Origin of the sequence: Pseudomonas sp. AO-1 (genome assembly GCF_019775695.1) — a bacterium.
GTDB classification, from domain to species: domain Bacteria; phylum Pseudomonadota; class Gammaproteobacteria; order Pseudomonadales; family Pseudomonadaceae; genus Aquipseudomonas; species Aquipseudomonas parakoreensis.
Genome location: NZ_CP079947.1, coordinates 3,148,295 through 3,164,854 on the forward strand (window position 1 = coordinate 3,148,295; position 16,560 = coordinate 3,164,854).

At 58.6% G+C, this 16,560-nt stretch carries 15 protein-coding genes; 8 read left to right on the forward strand and 7 right to left on the reverse strand.

The annotated features are described in order from the left end of the window. Positions 1–115: 115 nt before the first annotated feature. Positions 116–2,362, reverse strand: a complete 2,247-nt coding sequence (locus KVQ82_RS14390) for a TonB-dependent siderophore receptor (RefSeq protein WP_222019238.1) — start codon at positions 2,360–2,362, stop codon at positions 116–118. Between KVQ82_RS14390 and KVQ82_RS14395 the strand changes: the two genes are divergently transcribed. Together KVQ82_RS14395 and gorA are read left to right on the forward strand one after the other, a co-directional pair. Continuing rightward, positions 2,349–2,576, forward strand: a complete 228-nt coding sequence (locus KVQ82_RS14395) for a hypothetical protein (RefSeq protein WP_041067138.1) — start codon at positions 2,349–2,351, stop codon at positions 2,574–2,576. The genes KVQ82_RS14390 and KVQ82_RS14395 overlap by 14 nt on opposite strands. Beyond that, positions 2,560–3,918, forward strand: coding sequence for a glutathione-disulfide reductase (gene gorA / locus KVQ82_RS14400; protein WP_222019239.1), 1,359 nt, complete (start codon positions 2,560–2,562; stop codon positions 3,916–3,918). Before KVQ82_RS14395 ends, gorA begins: the two co-directional genes overlap by 17 nt. On the opposite strand, the gene KVQ82_RS14405 is transcribed toward gorA, so the two are convergent. Further along, the gene (locus KVQ82_RS14405; protein ID WP_222019240.1) at positions 3,915–4,931 is read right to left on the reverse strand and encodes a DNA-binding protein; all 1,017 of its coding nucleotides are present in this window, start codon (positions 4,929–4,931) and stop codon (positions 3,915–3,917) included. The two genes, gorA and KVQ82_RS14405, sit on opposite strands and share 4 nt — an antisense overlap. Positions 4,932–5,108: 177 nt before the next feature. Between KVQ82_RS14405 and KVQ82_RS14410 the strand changes: the two genes are divergently transcribed. From KVQ82_RS14410 to ahpF, 3 genes are all read left to right on the forward strand, one after another. Beyond that, positions 5,109–6,047 carry a site-specific integrase gene (locus KVQ82_RS14410; RefSeq protein WP_086791105.1) on the forward strand — a complete coding sequence of 313 codons (939 nt, stop codon included), beginning with the start codon at positions 5,109–5,111 and terminating at the stop codon, positions 6,045–6,047. A 136-nt stretch (positions 6,048–6,183) separates the two neighbouring features. Then, positions 6,184–6,747 carry an alkyl hydroperoxide reductase subunit C gene (ahpC, locus tag KVQ82_RS14415; RefSeq protein ID WP_003224621.1) on the forward strand — a complete coding sequence of 188 codons (564 nt, stop codon included), beginning with the start codon at positions 6,184–6,186 and terminating at the stop codon, positions 6,745–6,747. A 132-nt stretch (positions 6,748–6,879) separates the two neighbouring features. After that, on the forward strand, positions 6,880–8,442 hold the full coding sequence (gene ahpF, locus KVQ82_RS14420) for an alkyl hydroperoxide reductase subunit F (RefSeq protein WP_222019241.1): 1,563 nt from the start codon (positions 6,880–6,882) through the stop codon (positions 8,440–8,442). A gap of 126 nt (positions 8,443–8,568) precedes the next feature. Here ahpF and gloA read toward each other — a convergent pair whose 3' ends face one another. Continuing rightward, positions 8,569–9,090 carry a lactoylglutathione lyase gene (gene gloA, locus KVQ82_RS14425; protein WP_108182643.1) on the reverse strand — a complete coding sequence of 174 codons (522 nt, stop codon included), beginning with the start codon at positions 9,088–9,090 and terminating at the stop codon, positions 8,569–8,571. A 139-nt stretch (positions 9,091–9,229) separates the two neighbouring features. Here gloA and KVQ82_RS14430 point away from each other — a divergent pair, with 139 nt between their 5' ends. Next, positions 9,230–9,748 carry a DUF4946 domain-containing protein gene (locus KVQ82_RS14430; RefSeq protein WP_198759381.1) on the forward strand — a complete coding sequence of 173 codons (519 nt, stop codon included), beginning with the start codon at positions 9,230–9,232 and terminating at the stop codon, positions 9,746–9,748. Between the two features lie 217 nt (positions 9,749–9,965). Here the strand turns inward: KVQ82_RS14430 and KVQ82_RS14435 are convergent, their stop codons facing one another. From KVQ82_RS14435 to KVQ82_RS14445, 3 genes are all read right to left on the reverse strand, one after another. Beyond that, positions 9,966–10,331, reverse strand: coding sequence for a histone-like nucleoid-structuring protein, MvaT/MvaU family (locus KVQ82_RS14435; RefSeq protein ID WP_003224630.1), 366 nt, complete (start codon positions 10,329–10,331; stop codon positions 9,966–9,968). A 234-nt stretch (positions 10,332–10,565) separates the two neighbouring features. Next, positions 10,566–12,101 carry an EAL domain-containing protein gene (locus tag KVQ82_RS14440; protein ID WP_222019242.1) on the reverse strand — a complete coding sequence of 512 codons (1,536 nt, stop codon included), beginning with the start codon at positions 12,099–12,101 and terminating at the stop codon, positions 10,566–10,568. 115 nt (positions 12,102–12,216) lie between these two features. Then, complete coding sequence (locus KVQ82_RS14445) at positions 12,217–13,089, reverse strand: LysR family transcriptional regulator (RefSeq protein ID WP_222019243.1); 873 nt, start codon at positions 13,087–13,089, stop codon at positions 12,217–12,219. A 78-nt stretch (positions 13,090–13,167) separates the two neighbouring features. Between KVQ82_RS14445 and KVQ82_RS14450 the strand changes: the two genes are divergently transcribed. Continuing rightward, the gene (locus KVQ82_RS14450; RefSeq protein WP_108182646.1) at positions 13,168–14,115 is read left to right on the forward strand and encodes a DMT family transporter; all 948 of its coding nucleotides are present in this window, start codon (positions 13,168–13,170) and stop codon (positions 14,113–14,115) included. A 245-nt stretch (positions 14,116–14,360) separates the two neighbouring features. After that, positions 14,361–15,437 (forward strand): 4-hydroxyphenylpyruvate dioxygenase, encoded by a 1,077-nt coding sequence (hppD, locus tag KVQ82_RS14455; RefSeq protein WP_041067161.1) that lies wholly within the window; start codon positions 14,361–14,363, stop codon positions 15,435–15,437. Between the two features lie 119 nt (positions 15,438–15,556). On the opposite strand, the gene rarD is transcribed toward hppD, so the two are convergent. Continuing rightward, on the reverse strand, positions 15,557–16,438 hold the full coding sequence (rarD, locus tag KVQ82_RS14460; protein ID WP_041064620.1) for an EamA family transporter RarD: 882 nt from the start codon (positions 16,436–16,438) through the stop codon (positions 15,557–15,559). Positions 16,439–16,560: the final 122 nt, after the last annotated feature.

Below are 16,560 nucleotides of genomic sequence, written 5' to 3' on the forward strand. Positions count from 1 at the left end.
ACAGCGGTGGTAAGGGGATTGGGTGACGCATTGCGCGTCACCTCGAGCCTGGTGTCGCTTCGCGACCCATCGGGGATGAATCCCCTCACCACAGGGTTTGGTTTGATTGGATGGGTCAGAGCTTCCAGTCCAGGCTCAGCGTCACCGTGCGCGGATCGCCCCAGTACACGCCGTTGTAGAAGCCGACGTTGTCGTAATACTTCTTGTCGAACAGGTTATCGACGTTCAGCGATGCCGACAGGTGCTTGTCGAATTCATAACGCGACATCAGCTTGACCACGCTGTAGGCCTGCTGAGTGATACGCGCCGGTTCGGTGATGATTCGGCCGTTGGCGCCGCGCCCGATCGGGCGGTTGGCCGCGCCATAGACATCGCTCTGCCAGTTCACCGCGCCACCGACAGTCAGTGCGTGCCAGTTGCCCGGTAAGCGATAGGCCGTGGACAGCCGCAGCATGTTCAGCGGTTGAGCGGTGTTGCTGCGCTGTTTTTCACCGTCGACGGAATGGGTGTAGGTGTAGCCGGCAGTCATGTTCCAGCCATTGAGGATTTCGCCGGACACTTCGGCTTCGAAGCCATTGACCTTGTTGCCCTTGCCGCCGGACTTGAAAAACTCCTCGCCACTCACCGGGTCTGGGGGCACCGAGTTGTCGCGCTCGGCGACGTTGTCCTGTTTGCTCCAGAACACTGCTGTCGCCAGGTTCAGGCGTTCGTCGAGCAGGCCGCCCTTGAGCCCGACTTCGTAGTTGCTGCCAACCACGGGGTCGAGGTAATTGCGGTTGCTGTCGCGTTTACTCTGCGGTTTGAAAATGTCGGTGTAGCTCACGTAAGCCGTGTACTCCGGCGTCAGGTCATAAAGCAGGCCGGCGTAGGGCGTCCAGATATCGTTCTGACGCTGATGGGTGGCATCGGTGCTGCTCAGTTTTTGCTGCGCGTCATAGTAGTAATCGGTGCTGGATTCGTCCCAACTGCCATAGCGGCTGCCGATGACGGCATGCAGCTCATCGGTCAGGCTCAGACGGGTCGCGAGGTAACCGGCCTTTTGCCGAGTGATGCCTCGCGCGCCCGGCAGGCTGGTGACAGTGTCGGCGAATTTGCCGATGTCACCCATGTATTTCCAGTCGCGGATCTTGCCGTAGTCGGCGGCTTGGGGACTGTTGAAGGCGTAGGGCGAAGTCGAGCGGTTTTCCGCCTCGCCGTAGCCGAACATCATCTCGTGTTCGCGGCCGAACAGCTGGTACGGCCCTGACAGGTTGAAGTCGTACACGCTCATTTTCTGCGTGCCGAGCATGTGCCCCATGTAGGCCGTCATGCCGCTGCGGTCGGCCTCGGGAAAACCGGAGCCGCCGTAATAGACCTTGCCGTCGGTATCACTTTCGCGGTGGGTGTAGGCGGCCTTCAGCTTCCAGCCATTACCCAATTGCTGGTCCAGGGTGACGAATGCGGTCTTGTCCTTCAGCGGCCAGGAACTCCAGGAGGTCGCCATGTTGGTCGACCGGCCAAGACCCGCCTTGCTGCCGTCGGCGTTCCAGTACGGCACGGTGCCCCAGGAGGTGCCTTGTACCTGCTTGTCCTGATAGTCGTAACCGACGGCAAGCACCGTGGAGTCGGTCAGATCAGCCTCGAGAATGCCGTAGCCGACCTCGCGCTGCAGCGCGTATTTGTCACGGAACGACTGGCTGTCACGATAGGCCAGCACCGTGCGCCCGCGCAGCCGGCCGTCGAAAGCCAGCGGCCCACCAACATCGACATAGCTGTAATAGTTGTCATAGCTGCCACCGCTGACCCCGGCTAGTGCCTGCCACTGGGCAGTCGGGCGTTTGCGCACCATGTTGATGGTGGCGGAGGGATCACCGGCGCCGGTGGTAAGGCCGGTCGCGCCGCGGACCACTTCGATGCGGTCGTAGATGATGGTGTCCGAATCCGACTTCATGCGCCCGAAGGTGTTGAGCATGCCGTCGATCTGGAAATTGTTGATCGGGTAACCCCGCGCCGAATAGCTGACTCGGTCCGAGTCGTTGTGTTGCACGACGATGCCGGTGGTCTGGCGCATGGCTTCGGACAAGGTACCGAGCTTGAAATCATCCATCTGCTGGCGCGTGACCACGGACACCGATTGCGGGGTTTCCTTGATCGACAGGTTCAGCCGCGTCGCGGTGCTCATCGCGCCAGTGGTGTAGGAATCAGTGTTTTCAGTGTTAACGCCGAGGCCTTCGGCGCTGACGCTGGTGGCGTCCAGTTCCAGCGCCTGGGCGGCGGATTGTGGCGCTGTTTCAGGGTCGGTTTCAGCCAGCAGATCGGGACTCAACGCCATGCTGAACAAGCCGACAGTCAGGGTCATGGAACGGGTAATGGGCGCGAACATCGCAGCCGACTCCTTGTCTTCGAGGGAAAAAATCCGTTGGTTCAAAGACGAGGTGCAGCCCGACGATTTAGTATCAAACAAGAAATATTATTATTTGGACATATTTCCCGACTTCGCCGAGACGGGCGAAAAGCTGCGCACGGCGCTTGCCCAATGGACGGCGGCGGGTATGCTGTTGGCCTGCCGAGGAGATAGCAATGGCCTACGATTTTGACCTTTATGTGATTGGTGCCGGTTCCGGCGGTGTACGTGCGGCGCGCTTCGCGGCCGGTTTCGGCGCGAAAGTGGCGGTGGCTGAGAGCCGTTATCTGGGCGGTACCTGCGTCAACGTCGGCTGCGTGCCGAAGAAACTGCTGGTGTACGGCGCGCATTTCGCCGAAGACTTCGAGCAGTCGTCCGGTTTCGGCTGGAGTCTGGGTGAAGCCAATTTCGACTGGGCGACCCTGATCGCCAACAAAGACCGCGAGATCAATCGCCTCAACGGCATTTATCGCAACTTGCTGGTCAACAGCGGCGTGACCCTGCACGAAGCCCACGCGAAGATCGTCGGCCCGCATGAGGTCGAGGTCAACGGTGAGCGCTTTACCGCGAAAAACATTCTGATCGCCACCGGAGGCTGGCCGCAGATTCCGGAGATTCCGGGGCACGAACACGCGATCAGTTCCAATCAGGCGTTTTTCCTCAAAGAGCTGCCGAAACGGGTACTGGTGGTCGGTGGTGGTTACATCGCGGTCGAGTTTGCCGGGATTTTCCACGGCCTGGGCGCGAACGCTACGCTGCTGTATCGCGGTGATCTGTTCCTGCGTGGTTTCGATGGCTCGGTGCGCAAGCATTTGCAGGAAGAGCTGACCAAGCGCGGTATGGATCTGCAATTCAATTCCGACATCGCGCGCATCGACAAACAGCCTGACGGCAGCCTCAAGGCGACCCTCAAGGATGGCCGCGTACTGGAAGCCGACTGCGTGTTCTACGCCACGGGCCGCCGTCCGATGTTGGACAATCTGGGCCTGGAAAACACTGATGTGCAGCTTACAGACAAGGGCTTTATCAAGGTCGACGAGCAGTATCAGACCAGTGAACCATCGATTCTGGCGTTGGGTGACGTCATCGGTCGCGTGCAACTGACGCCGGTTGCACTGGCCGAAGGCATGGCGGTGGCGCGGCGCTTGTTCAAGCCGGAGCAATATCGTCCAGTGGATTACAAGATGATCCCGACGGCGGTGTTCAGTCTGCCGAACATCGGCACTGTCGGCCTGACCGAAGAGGAAGCGCGGGAAGCGGGCCACGAGGTGGTGATTTACGAGAGCCGCTTCCGTCCGATGAAGCTGACGCTGACTGAATGTCAGGAGAAAACTCTGATGAAACTGGTGGTCGACGGCAAGACCGACAAAGTACTCGGCTGCCACATGGTCGGCCCGGACGCGGGTGAGATCGTGCAAGGTCTGGCGATTGCTCTGAAGGCTGGCGCGACCAAGCGTGACTTCGACGACACAATCGGGGTGCACCCGACGGCCGCCGAAGAGTTCGTCACCATGCGTACGCCGGTCGGCGCTTAAGCATCCTTCGCTTTGGCTGTGTCTGGCGCTGCTGCAACGGTAGCCGCCAGACGCAGGCTGTCTTCCAGGCTCGCTTGAGTCTTGGTCAATTCCTTTTCCAGTGACTGATTGAGCTGCCGCTGTTCGTCGGCATCCTGTTTCAGCGTCTGACTCTCCAGCAGGGCCACGCGCAAGCGTTCCTGGAGGAGGGTGCGCTCGCTGTCGACGCGAGTGGCTTGCTCCAGCAACTGATCCTGACGCTGGTTGCTGTGCTTGAGCTGATCCTGCATCAGGCTCAGTTCGCGCTGGGTACCACGGTTTTCCGTGAGCAGACGTTCGTTGTCGCGGTGCAGCTGGGTGATCTCGTCCTGACGCACCAGCGCACTTTGTTGCGCCTGGCGCAATTCCATCTGCAACTGCTGCAGCTGTCCTTCGTGACGGGCCTGCTCCTGCTCGCGCTGCTCTTTGGTGGCGTTGCGGTAATGCTCAAGCGCATCGCGGGCGTGCAGATGTTTTTCTTCCAGCGAGCGGATCTGCTCGTCCTTGTCCTGCAGGCGCAATTCGAAGTCGGCCAGCGCCTGGTTGAGTCCGGCGTTGCGGGTTTGTTCGGTCTGCAACATTGATCGGGTTTCTTTCAGCGCTTCGGATTCCCGGGTCAGCGCTGCGCCCTGGATGTCGTGCTGTTGCTCCAGCTGTTCGAGTGCCTGGCGTGCCTTTTTGAGTTCCTCTTCCAGCGCTTCACGCTGCTCTTCGAACTGCTCGCGCGCTTGTTCGATGGGCTCTTGTGCCTGTTCTTTCAGGCGCTGGGCGAGGCGTGAGACCAGCGCCGTCAGCTCATCGTTGATCGGTTCTGCGGACGCTTCGACCGGTTGGCTGCCGTCGTCCAGCTCTTTCAGATAGCGATGGATCGTGGTTTTCGAACCGGTGTTGCCCAGCTCGATGCGTACAGCATCGATGCTGGGGTGTTCGCCTCGGGCCAGAATCGCTGCGCGCGCGATCTGCACCACTGCCTTATTTACGCCGCCACGGGCCATGTGAACTCCTACCGTTTCGTACTGTGGTACATGCCACCAAAGTACGCAGTGTACCACGCTGAAAATAAAGTTAAATGTTTGATTAATAACAGGCGGGATATACTGGTATTACCCAATGTCAGGTGATTAAATTGCTTTTTTGCGCCCTGAATCAGTACGCCAGCGAGAACACTGTCCATGAGCGAGATTGATCGCTATCTGCAAGCCGCCACCCGTGACAACACCCGCCGCAGCTATCGTTCGGCGATTGAACACTTTGAAGTCAAGTGGGGTGGATTCCTGCCGGCGACGGCCGATAGTGTTGCGCGTTATCTGGTCGAGCATGCTGGCGTGCTGTCGATCAATACGCTGAAGCTGCGTTTGTCGGCGCTGGCGCAGTGGCACAACAGTCAGGGTTTTGCCGACCCAACCAAGGCGCCAGTGGTGCGCAAGGTCTTCAAAGGCATTCGCGCACTGCATCCGGCGCAGGAAAAACAGGCCGAGCCGCTGCAATTGCACGATCTGCAGCAAGTGGTCGACTGGCTTGAACAGGAAGTCCGCAGTGCGCGGCAGCAGCAAGATCGTCCGCAGTTGCTCAAGGCCTGTCGCGACCGGGCGCTGATCCTGCTGGGTTTCTGGCGCGGCTTTCGCAGCGATGAGCTGTGCCGTTTGCAGATCGAGCATGTGCAGGCGCACGCCGGCAGCGGCATCACCTTGTATCTACCGCGCAGCAAGGGCGACCGCGAGAACCTCGGGCAGACCTATCAGGCACCGGCGCTGCTCAAGCTGTGCCCGGTGCAGGCTTATATCGACTGGATCACCGAGGCGGCGTTGGTACGCGGTCCGGTGTTTCGCGGCATCGACCGCTGGGGACATCTGAGCGAGGAGGGCTTGCACGCCAACAGTGTCATTCCATTACTGCGTCAGGCGCTGGAGCGCGCCGGCATCCCGTCCGAGCGCTACACCAGTCATTCCCTGCGTCGCGGCTTTGCCACCTGGGCGCATCAAAGTGGCTGGGATCTGAAATCCTTGATGAGCTACGTCGGCTGGAAGGATATGAAGTCAGCCATGCGCTATGTTGAAGCGAGCCCCTTTCACGGGATGGCTCGGATTACGGATAAGCCGGCTTCGTCGTAGATATGGTTTTCTTCTATTAATACAGTCAGCTAATAGCGAAAACAAATCAGCAGCATCAGGTTTGCCAATGAGCCATCCGTCGAGTGAGTGGGTAGGATTCACCCATCGAATTCACAACCCTGACGGAGAGTCATCAATGCCTATCATCAACAGCCAAGTAAAACCGTTCAAAGCTACCGCATTCAAAAACGGCGACTTCGTACAAGTCTCGGACGCTGACCTGAAAGGCAAATGGTCCGTAGTGTTCTTCTACCCAGCCGACTTCACCTTCGTGTGCCCAACCGAGCTGGAAGACCTGGCCGACAACTACGCTGCGTTCCAGAAACTGGGCGTGGAAATCTACAGCGTTTCGACCGACACCCACTTTGCCCACGCTGCCTGGCACAACACTTCGCCAGCCATCGGCAAAATCGAATACACCATGATCGGCGACCCGACCCACGTCATCTCCCGCAACTTCGACGTGCTGATCGAAGAAGCTGGTCTGGCTGACCGTGGCACCTTCGTGATCAACCCTGAAGGCCAGATCAAAATCGTTGAACTGAACGATGGCGGCGTTGGCCGTGACGCTTCCGAGCTGCTGCGCAAGATCAAGGCTGCTCAGTACGTTGCTGCTCACCCAGGCGAAGTTTGCCCAGCCAAGTGGAAAGAAGGCGAGGCCACTCTGGCTCCGTCCCTGGACCTGGTCGGCAAGATCTGAGTCTGTGAGACACGCAACACAGGGCGGGACTCCGCACCTACTTCAGTAAGCTGCACCGCCCATTGAAAAAGCCCGGGCGAGATTCGCTCGGGCTTTTTTTCGCCTTGAATAAAGACACAGGAGATCGCCCGTATGTTGGACGCCAATCTTAAAGCCCAGTTGAAATCGTACCTGGAACGGGTCACCCAGCCGATCGAGATCGTTGCTTCCCTCGACGACGGTGCGAAATCCCGGGAAATGCTTGACCTGCTCAAAGACGTTGCCAGTCTTTCGAGCCAAATTACCCTGATCGACAGCGGCACCGATGCCCGCAAGCCGTCGTTCTCGATCAACCGCCCAGGTGCCGACATCAGCCTGCGTTTCGCCGGCATCCCGATGGGTCACGAATTCACCTCGCTGGTGCTGGCCCTGTTGCAAGTCGGCGGCCACCCATCGAAAGCCAGTGCCGAAGTGATCGAACAGATCCGCTCGCTCAAGGGTGAGTTCAGTTTCGAAACCTACTTCTCGCTGTCGTGCCAGAACTGCCCGGACGTGGTCCAGGCTCTGAACCTGATGGCCGTGCTGAATCCGAACATCCGTCACGTCGCCATCGACGGCGCGCTGTTCCAGGACGAAGTCAACGATCGCAAGATCATGGCCGTGCCAAGCATTTACCTCAACGGTGAAAACTTCGGTCAGGGCCGCATGGGCCTGGAAGAAATCCTCGCCAAACTCGATAGCGGCGCCATCGAGCGTCAGGCCGAGAAGATCAGCGCCAAACAAGCCTTTGATGTCCTCGTAGTTGGCGGTGGCCCGGCCGGTGCTTCGGCTGCTATCTATGCCGCCCGTAAAGGCATTCGCACCGGGGTTGCGGCTGAGCGCTTCGGCGGTCAGGTGCTGGACACCATGGCCATCGAGAACTTTATTTCCGTGCAGGAAACCGAAGGCCCGAAACTGGCGACGGCGCTGGAAGAACACGTCAAGCAGTACGACGTCGATATCATGAACCTGCAGCGCGCCGACAAGCTGATCCCGGGCAAGAACGGCGAGCTGCACGAAGTCCACTTCGCCAGTGGCGCGACCCTGAAAGCCAAGAGCGTGATTCTGGCGACCGGCGCACGCTGGCGTGAAATGAACGTGCCAGGCGAGCAGGAATACCGCAACAAAGGCGTGGCGTACTGCCCGCATTGCGACGGTCCGCTGTTCAAAGGCAAGCGTGTGGCGGTGATCGGCGGCGGTAACTCCGGCGTCGAAGCGGCCATCGACCTGGCCGGTATCGTTTCCCACGTGACGCTACTGGAGTTCGACGTGCAACTGCGTGCCGACGCGGTGCTGCAACGCAAACTGCACAGCCTGCCAAATGTCACCGTGATCACCAGTGCGCAAACCACTGAAGTCACCGGCAATGGCGAGAAGGTCAACGGCCTGCGTTACAAGGATCGCAAGACTGACGAACTGCGCAACGTCGAGCTGGAAGGGATCTTCGTACAGATCGGTCTGCTGCCGAACACTGACTGGCTCAAAGGCACCATCGAGCTGTCGCCACGCGGCGAGATCATCGTCGACAACCGTGGCGAGACGTCGATCCCGGGGATCTTCGCGGCGGGTGACGTGACCACCGTGCCGTACAAGCAGATCGTGATTGCAGTGGGCGAGGGCGCCAAGGCTTCCCTCAGCGCGTTCGATCACTTGATCCGCACTTCTGCGCCGGCGTAAGCATCAGTCGCTGAAACGCAAAAACCCATGAGCGATCATGGGTTTTTTTATGGGTGAAGCAAAAGATCGCAGGCTGCGGTAGCTCCTACAGAGGATGTGTAGGAGCTGGCGAGGCCTGCGATCTTTTTACAGCGGCGCAGGCTGAATGATTTCAACCCAGTAGCCATCCGGGTCCTTGATGAACGCCAGGCTTTTCATGCGGCCATCGGTCAGGCGCTTCTGGAAGTCACAGCCCAGCTCTTCAAAGCGCGCGCAAGCCGCAACGATGTCCGGCACCGAAATGCAAATGTGACCGAAACCGCGCGGGTCGGTGTTGCCATTGTGATAAGCGAAGTCGGCGTCGTTTTCGGTGCCGTGGTTGTGAGTCAGTTCGAGGATGCCGGGAATCGACTTCATCCACTCGGTGCGGGCCGCGGCGTCGGCCGGGATCTGCGACTTGTCGACGAGGGCGAGGAAGTACAGGCTGAATTCGGCCTCCGGGAAGTCACGCTTTTCAACCAGCGAGAAGCCCAGGACGCGGGTGTAGAAGTCCAGGGACTTGGTGATGTCCTTCACACGCAGCATGGTGTGGTTGAAGACGAAGTTGCGGGTTGCGCTGTCTGGCGTGGCAGTGACGCCGGGGAAAGTGTTCAGTTCGTGCAGGCTCATAGGCCCTCCGTAACAATGGGGCGAGTGAATGGGCGCAATGATACGCATGCGGGGCGGCATCGCCAAACCGAATGCGCGGCTTGCTCTGGGGGCGACCGGGCCTCAGACTTTGCTGCTCAATCTGCGAGTGCCTCTGGTAATGATCCGACCGTTCAACGTGCTATTCGTTTGCCTTTTCTCGTCGCTGCTGGCCGCTCCGGCATGGGCCGATCAGCCGAGTATCACCTGGCCTGCGGGGTGGGAAATCCAGACATTGCCCGACACACCGCCGCAGGTGTCGCGCCAGCGTGCGGTGAAAAACGACGCCGATGGCAATCAGGTCATGGTGATGGAGTTGACCATGACTCAGGTTGAAGCTGGTCATCAGGTCAATGTGCCGGGCGTGCTGCTGGAGATGCGCAAGTCGATTCAGAAAGACTTTTTCCAGGGTGGTTATCAGAGTGTGTGCAATAAGGTGCACCCGGCGAAACTCGGCGCTCTGGACGCACTGGAAACCACCTGTACGATCACTGAAAATGGCCGACATGTGTTGTCGCAAACATTGGTTGCGGCGGTCGGGGCGGATAAGGCTTATGTACTTTCTTACGCGGGTCAGGCTGAGATTTATAAGGCCAGTGCTGACGAAATAGTCGCCGTGAGAAACAGCTTGAAACTTTAAGCCTCTGTATCACCTCGGCCAGGTTAGATACCTCGAAGGCATTAAGCACAAAGTTTAGCAGCGGTGACCGTCGCAACATCCCGGCATGAATTTTTAGCCTCACGTCTTGTGGGTGTTAAAGCGGATTGATAACTAGCGCGGGGGAAATCGTTGCTTTTGTTAGATATTGTCGAAAAAAAAGCCCTGCATACAGCAGGGCTTGTTTGTTGGCGCAAGATTAACCGCGCAACCAGGAATCAACGGTGGCTGCACCGTATTGTTCCTTCCAGGCTTTCAAGCCACGGTGGTTGCCGCCCTTGGTTTCGATCAGTTCACCGGTGTGCGGGTTCTGATAAACCTTGACCACGCGAGCGCGGCGGGTTTTTGGTGCGGCGGACACTTGCAAGCCGGACTTGGACGGGTTCGGATCGAGAATGGCGATGATGTCTTTCAGGCCTTTGCCGTAGGTTTTCATCAGCCCCTGGAGCTTTTCTTCGAATTCGATTTCTTTCTTGAGCCCGGCATCGTTCTTCAGCGATTCCAGCTGCTTGAGCTGTTCCTGAAGGGCCTTTTCAGCTGCACGAAATTCAGCGAGTCTGGACAATATCTTTACTCCAATAGTGTGTTTGGCTGATACCAACCGCAAACAAAGCTATAAGCCAAGAGCCTTGAAGCGACTCGGTGATAATGGCTCACCTGTCAATCTTGCACAGGCTGAAAAAATTGTAGTAGTTAATGCGCCAAGAGTAAATCCTGATCTTGTCGTCATGTAACAACAGTGGTGTTTTGTATCAATTTGGTGCGTCGGGTCGAAGCGTCGGGCTTAATTTATTTTTAGTTAACGATCACTTAATGCAGCGATGAAGTCAGCGCCGGGCATGGGTTTTCCGAACAGATAGCCTTGCAGGAAGTTGACGTGGTGTGCGGTCAGGTAGTCAGCCTGTGCCGGAGTTTCTACACCTTCGGCAACAATACCCAGATCAAGCTTGGCCGAGAGTTCGATAATCGTGTCCAGAATATGCCGCGACAGCGCATCAATGCCGATCATCGCGACAAAACTCTGGTCGATCTTGAGAAAGTCGACATTGAATTTTCGCAGGTAGCCCAGGCTTGAATGCCCGGTGCCGAAGTCGTCGATGGCGATCATCACGCCGAGCGTGTGCAACTGCTCGAACAACTGGTGCGTGACATCGGTCGGCTCGATCAGTTGGCGCTCGGTCAGCTCCAGCACCAGGTTGATACTGCCGGGGGCAAACCCGGCGAGAAATTCGCGACAGTCCTCCACTAGCTCCAGGTCCTGGCAGTGACTGGCGGTGATGTTGATGCCGATATGGAACGGTTGGTCGAAGTCCACAGAAAGCGGGCCAAGCAGGGCGGCAGTCTGTTGCATCAGCGAGCGGGTCATGGGCACGATCAGACCCGAATGTTCAGCGAACGGGATGAACAGGTCCGGGCGCACCAGACCTTCCTTGGGGTGTTTCCAGCGCATCAGCACTTCGGTGCCGGACCATTTCCTGCTGTCACCATGCACCACCGGCTGAAAGTAAGGGATGAACTCGCCGGCCTCCAGAGCGCGGAGCATTTCATGGCTGGGCGAGGTGGCGCGTCGTTGCAGGACGTGAGCGATCGCGCCCGAGATCACCCCGAAAAAGATCAGCAGGCTGAACAGCGGTGGGTATTCGGCGGCCATGTAGCGCCACGTTTGCCCTTGCGCGAACCCTGCGCTGACACTGAAGGCGTAACGTGAAGACACCAACGTACTTTGCGCTATCGGCAGCGGCGGGAGGGCGCCCTGATGCACTTTGCCATCGGCCGACAGCCAGTTGTCGCCGACCTGCAGCACCAACTGCGTCTGCCGACCGATCAGGCGCAGGATGTTGCTCAAGTGATAGCCATCGAGCGTAGTCAGCGCGCCACCGCGACCTTCGCTGAGCCGATACACCAGCAGCGCGGTGTCGGGCGTGACGGGGTTGCCATTCATCAACCACAGTTTGCCTTGCGCATAGTCGCCCGGATTCACGGCTTCCTTGAAATCACCGAACAACGAGCTGCAATAGAGGTTGTTGTCCCACACCAGGTTGGTCGAGCGCACGAAAGGCCGGCGGGTCACCTGTTCGCGCAAAGCCAGTTTTACGCTTTCGCAGGGCTGGCCAGTCAGGGGCAATAACTCGATGGCAGCCTGGGCAGTGTTGTCGAGCATCAGCTCGAATTGGCGCAACGCCTCATCGGCGGTGTTTTGCGTGCTCTGCTGCAAGGCCCGTTCGGCTTGCATATACAGAATCCCGCCGCCCAGCAGGACGGGCAATACACCGCAAAGCAGGGTCACCAAAATGCGCACGCTACGTTTGCGGCGGGGTCTGACGGTCAAGGGCATAGGCGCATCCTGTTGCGATGAGGTGGAACGCTCGAATGCAGGCCTGGCAACGGCGCATCGGTGAAGAACAGCGGAGTCAGAAGGGATGATAGATGGCTGCTGGCGCTTGTGCCGCTCACGGCTGATTGATCTGCTTGGCGAGTTCGATAAATGCCCGCGTGGCGGGCGAAGCCTGACGCTGATCGAGAACAGCGAGGCCGATCAGACGTTGCACCGCCGGCGACAGCGGCTTCTTCACGTAGCGCGGCGCTGGATCGTCTGGCAATGAGCCTTCGGCGACGACCGTGACTGCATCGCCCCGGCTGACGACGTCAAGGGTGCTGAGCAATTGCGAGCAGCGGTAGCGAATGTTCGGTTGCAGGCGCGCGGCTGTGAACAGGCGTGAAACCAGTTCCGCTGAACCGGCCTCGGTCAGCACAAAGGGGTCGGCACATAAATCCTGAAGGCTCAGCGCCGCGCTTGCGGCCAGTGGATGACCGAGCGGGAGCAGGGCAACCATCTGGTCTTCGACCAGCGCAAAAGTGTCGAAGCGCTCCTCGGGCAACACCACGAAACCGACGTCGATTCGCCGCTCTTCCAGCCACTGCAGTACCTGCCGGTCCGGCCCCTCATCGATGTGCACTTCTATGCCGGGATGGACTTGGCGATAGCGCTGCAGAATTCTCGGCAGCAACTTGATCGACGCCGTCGGGCCGAACGAGCCAATGCGCAGCGTACCGCTTTTCATACCCCGCACATCGGCCGCCTCCTGGCGCAGAGTGTTGGCCAGGCCGAGCATGGCGCGTGCGCGCTGGAGCAACTGCTCGCCGATATCGGTGAGCTCCACCTGCGACGGGTGTCGGCGCAACAACTCGACGCCCAACTCCTGCTCCAGGGATTTCATGGCGTGGGATACCGCTGACTGCGAAATCCCCAGACGATGGGCGGCGAGGGTGAAGCCGCGCAGTTCGGCGACCAGTGAGAAGATCTCCAGTTGCGTGAGGGTCATGAGTGTTTGCTCATTTTACGATGACAATGAATGAAGTGAATGATACGCCATCCTTTGGCTTCTCTGGTTTGGAGCGTCATGCGCAACGTGGAGCAAACTCGCAATAACGTTTCTGATCGGTCGGTTTATCTGACGCTGGCAGCCGTGACCATGATTTGGGGCGGGACCTTTGTCGCCGGGCGTTTTCTGGCGGGCAGCCTCAGCCCGCTGTTCGCCGCCAGCCTGCGCTTCCTGCTCGCCAGCGTGGCGTTGCTCGGGTTTGTATGGATTGCGCGTATCCCGCTGGTACGACCAACGCCTCGGCAATGGCTGCAATTGACGCTGCTGGGGTTCTTCGGGATCTTTTTCTACAACCTCTGTTTCTTTTATGGCCTGCAGTACATCAATGCCTCGCGCGCTTCGTTGATCGTCGCGTTGAATCCAGCCGTGATCGGCCTGGCTTCCTGGCTGTTGTTCAAGGAGCGCCTGGGCCGGGTGAAAGTCGCCGGCATCGCCCTGTGCATTGGCGGCGCGAGTCTGGTGATCGTCAGTCGCAACCCGCAATTGCTCGCCGTTACTCCGAATGCCTGGATCGGCGATTTGTTGATTCTCGGTTGCGTAGCGGGCTGGGGTATTTACTCGCTGTTTTCCCGCGAGTTGAATCAGGCACTCGGCCCGCTGCAGACGGTGACGTTTTCGGTATTGATCGGCTGCGTGATGCTGTTGGTGCTGGCGACATTGCGTGGCGAGATGAGCGCGGCAGCCTTGCTCAATCTCGACACGCCGCAATGGCTGAGCCTGAGCTACCTCGGTGTGTTCGGCTCGGCATTGGCTTACATCGGCTACTACGACGGCATCCGCAAAATCGGTGCGACCCGTTCCGGCGTGTTCATTGCCCTCAATCCACTGACCGCAGTGCTGCTCGGCGCGCTGTTGCTTGGCGAGCAACTGACCTTGACTCTGTGCTTTGGCGGCGCGCTGGTGCTGGCGGGAATTTACCTGTGCAACAAACCCCTTGCACCGATGCGAAAAAGGCGGATTTTATAGAGAGGGCAGACAACCCTATTTACGCTGTGTAGAATCCGGTTACGCATACAATAATAAACGTCTTCTGGCAGCAGAAGCCTCGCCCGCAAGAGCCTTGGGTCGACAATGAAGATATTCGGGTTTCAACTGATCTACGGTGACTTCCTCGCCCGCAGTGTGCGAGGCATCTCCTGCGCACCACCCGCCGGTCTCAGCATTACTGACAACTAACTCTGGTTAATTGATAAGAATGATGAGGCGTCACCATGGCAGATTTATACGAAAACCCAATGGGCCTGATGGGCTTTGAGTTCATCGAGTTCGCATCGCCGACTCCTGGCACCCTGGAGCCGATCTTCGAGATCATGGGCTTCACCAAAGTCGCGACCCACCGTTCCAAGAACGTGCACCTTTACCGCCAGGGCGCGATCAACCTGATCCTCAACAATGAACCGCACAGCGTAGCGTCGTACTTCGCTGCCGAGCATGGTCCGTCGGTGTGCGGCATGGCGTTCCGGGTCAAGGATTCGCAGAAAGCCTACAACCGCGCCCTGGAATTGGGTGCTCAGCCGATTCATATCGAAACCGGGCCGATGGAGCTGAACTTGCCGGCGATCAAAGGTATCGGCGGCGCGCCGCTGTACCTGATCGACCGTTTCGGCGAAGGCAGCTCGATCTATGACATCGATTTCGTGTTCATCGAAGGCGTTGATCGCAACCCGGTCGGTGCCGGCCTGAAGATCATCGATCACCTGACCCACAACGTGTACCGCGGCCGCATGGCCTACTGGGCCAACTTCTACGAGAAGCTGTTCAACTTCCGTGAGATCCGCTACTTCGATATCAAGGGCGAATACACCGGCCTGACCTCGAAAGCGATGACCGCACCGGACGGCATGATCCGCATCCCGCTGAACGAAGAGTCGTCCAAGGGCGCCGGGCAGATCGAAGAGTTCCTGATGCAGTTCAACGGCGAGGGCATCCAGCACGTGGCGTTCCTTACCGACGATCTGGTCAAGACCTGGGATCAGTTGAAGAAGATCGGCATGCGCTTCATGACCGCGCCGCCGGACACCTACTACGAAATGCTCGAAGGCCGTCTGCCGAACCACGGCGAGCCGGTGGATCAACTGCAATCGCGTGGCATCCTGCTCGACGGCTCGTCGAACCCGGATGACAAGCGTCTGCTGCTGCAGATCTTCTCGGAAACCCTGATGGGGCCGGTGTTCTTCGAATTCATCCAGCGCAAGGGCGACGATGGTTTCGGCGAGGGCAACTTCAAGGCGCTGTTCGAATCGATCGAGCGTGACCAGGTGCGCCGTGGTGTACTCGCGACCGAGTAAGCCATAAAAAAGCCTGGCTTATGCCAGGTTTTTTCAAGATCAAAAGATCGCAGCCTTCGGCAGCTCCTACAGAGAATGTATCCAATGTAGGAGCTGCCGAAGGCTGCGATCTTTTGCTTTTAAGAGCGGCGTTGCCGCATCAAGTGCTTGAAGCCTTCAAACACCAGCACCACCACCGCCAGCCAGATCGGGATGTAAGTCAGCCATTCACCGGCCTTGATACTTTCACCGAGCAACAGCGCGACACCGAGCAGCAATACCGGCTCGACATAGCTGAGCAGACCAAAGAGGCTGAACGGCAACAAGCGGCTGGCAATGATGTACACCACCAGCGCCGACGCACTGATCAAACCGAGCAGCGGGATCAGCCAGAGCAGGCCCGGATACTGATCGAACACGGCAAAGCCTTGCTCGCCACCGCGTACAAACCAGTACGCCACCGGCAGCATCAGCGTCATGTCGACCCACAGACCGCCGAGGTTGTCGGTCTTCAGGCGTTTGCGCAGCACGAAGTACAGCGGGTAACCGACAACGACCACCAGGGTCGCCCAGGAAAAACCGCCGACCCGATACAGCTCGTTCGCCACACCCAGCGTGGCAAAGAACACCGCGATTTTCTGCAGGTACGACAGGCTGTCGCCGTAGACGATGCGCCCGGTCAGCACCATCGCCAGCGGCAGCAGGAAATAGCCCAGCGACACGTCGAGGCTATAACCGTTGAGCGGCGCCCACATGAACAGCCACAACTGCACGCCGAGCAACGCTGCCGAAACGATCAGGCCACCTGTCAGCTTCGGAGAGCCAGCCACGCGCCGCAGCAATTCCAGCACCCGCCGCCATTCACCGGAAACCAGCATGAACACGGTCATGCACGGCACGGTCAGCAGCATCCGCCAGCCAAAGATTTCCACGCCGCTCAACGGGGTGAGCAGCGAGGTGTAGTAATACATGACGGCAAACAGCACCGAAGCTGAAACCGATAGAGCGATACCTTTAGACAAACTGTCCTCGCGGATGGGTGATCAAACAGGGCGCGCAGGATACGTGGTTTTTGTTCTGAATATTGGCCGAGTGCTCAATATTTCCCACATTCTGAACCGGCTGCCGCCCTGTAGGAGCTGCC

Coding starts and splice junctions, on each gene's coding strand:
- KVQ82_RS14410 (WP_086791105.1), top strand. CDS start 5,109: ATGAGCGAGATTGATCGCTATCTGCAAGCCGCCACCCGTGACAACACC.
- KVQ82_RS14405 (WP_222019240.1), bottom strand. CDS start 4,931: ATGGCCCGTGGCGGCGTAAATAAGGCAGTGGTGCAGATCGCGCGCGCA.
- KVQ82_RS14390 (WP_222019238.1), bottom strand. CDS start 2,362: ATGTTCGCGCCCATTACCCGTTCCATGACCCTGACTGTCGGCTTGTTC.
- hppD (WP_041067161.1), top strand. CDS start 14,361: ATGGCAGATTTATACGAAAACCCAATGGGCCTGATGGGCTTTGAGTTC.
- KVQ82_RS14450 (WP_108182646.1), top strand. CDS start 13,168: ATGCGCAACGTGGAGCAAACTCGCAATAACGTTTCTGATCGGTCGGTT.
- gorA (WP_222019239.1), top strand. CDS start 2,560: ATGGCCTACGATTTTGACCTTTATGTGATTGGTGCCGGTTCCGGCGGT.
- KVQ82_RS14395 (WP_041067138.1), top strand. CDS start 2,349: ATGGGCGCGAACATCGCAGCCGACTCCTTGTCTTCGAGGGAAAAAATC.
- KVQ82_RS14445 (WP_222019243.1), bottom strand. CDS start 13,089: ATGACCCTCACGCAACTGGAGATCTTCTCACTGGTCGCCGAACTGCGC.
- KVQ82_RS14440 (WP_222019242.1), bottom strand. CDS start 12,101: ATGCCCTTGACCGTCAGACCCCGCCGCAAACGTAGCGTGCGCATTTTG.
- ahpC (WP_003224621.1), top strand. CDS start 6,184: ATGCCTATCATCAACAGCCAAGTAAAACCGTTCAAAGCTACCGCATTC.
- ahpF (WP_222019241.1), top strand. CDS start 6,880: ATGTTGGACGCCAATCTTAAAGCCCAGTTGAAATCGTACCTGGAACGG.
- gloA (WP_108182643.1), bottom strand. CDS start 9,090: ATGAGCCTGCACGAACTGAACACTTTCCCCGGCGTCACTGCCACGCCA.
- KVQ82_RS14430 (WP_198759381.1), top strand. CDS start 9,230: ATGATCCGACCGTTCAACGTGCTATTCGTTTGCCTTTTCTCGTCGCTG.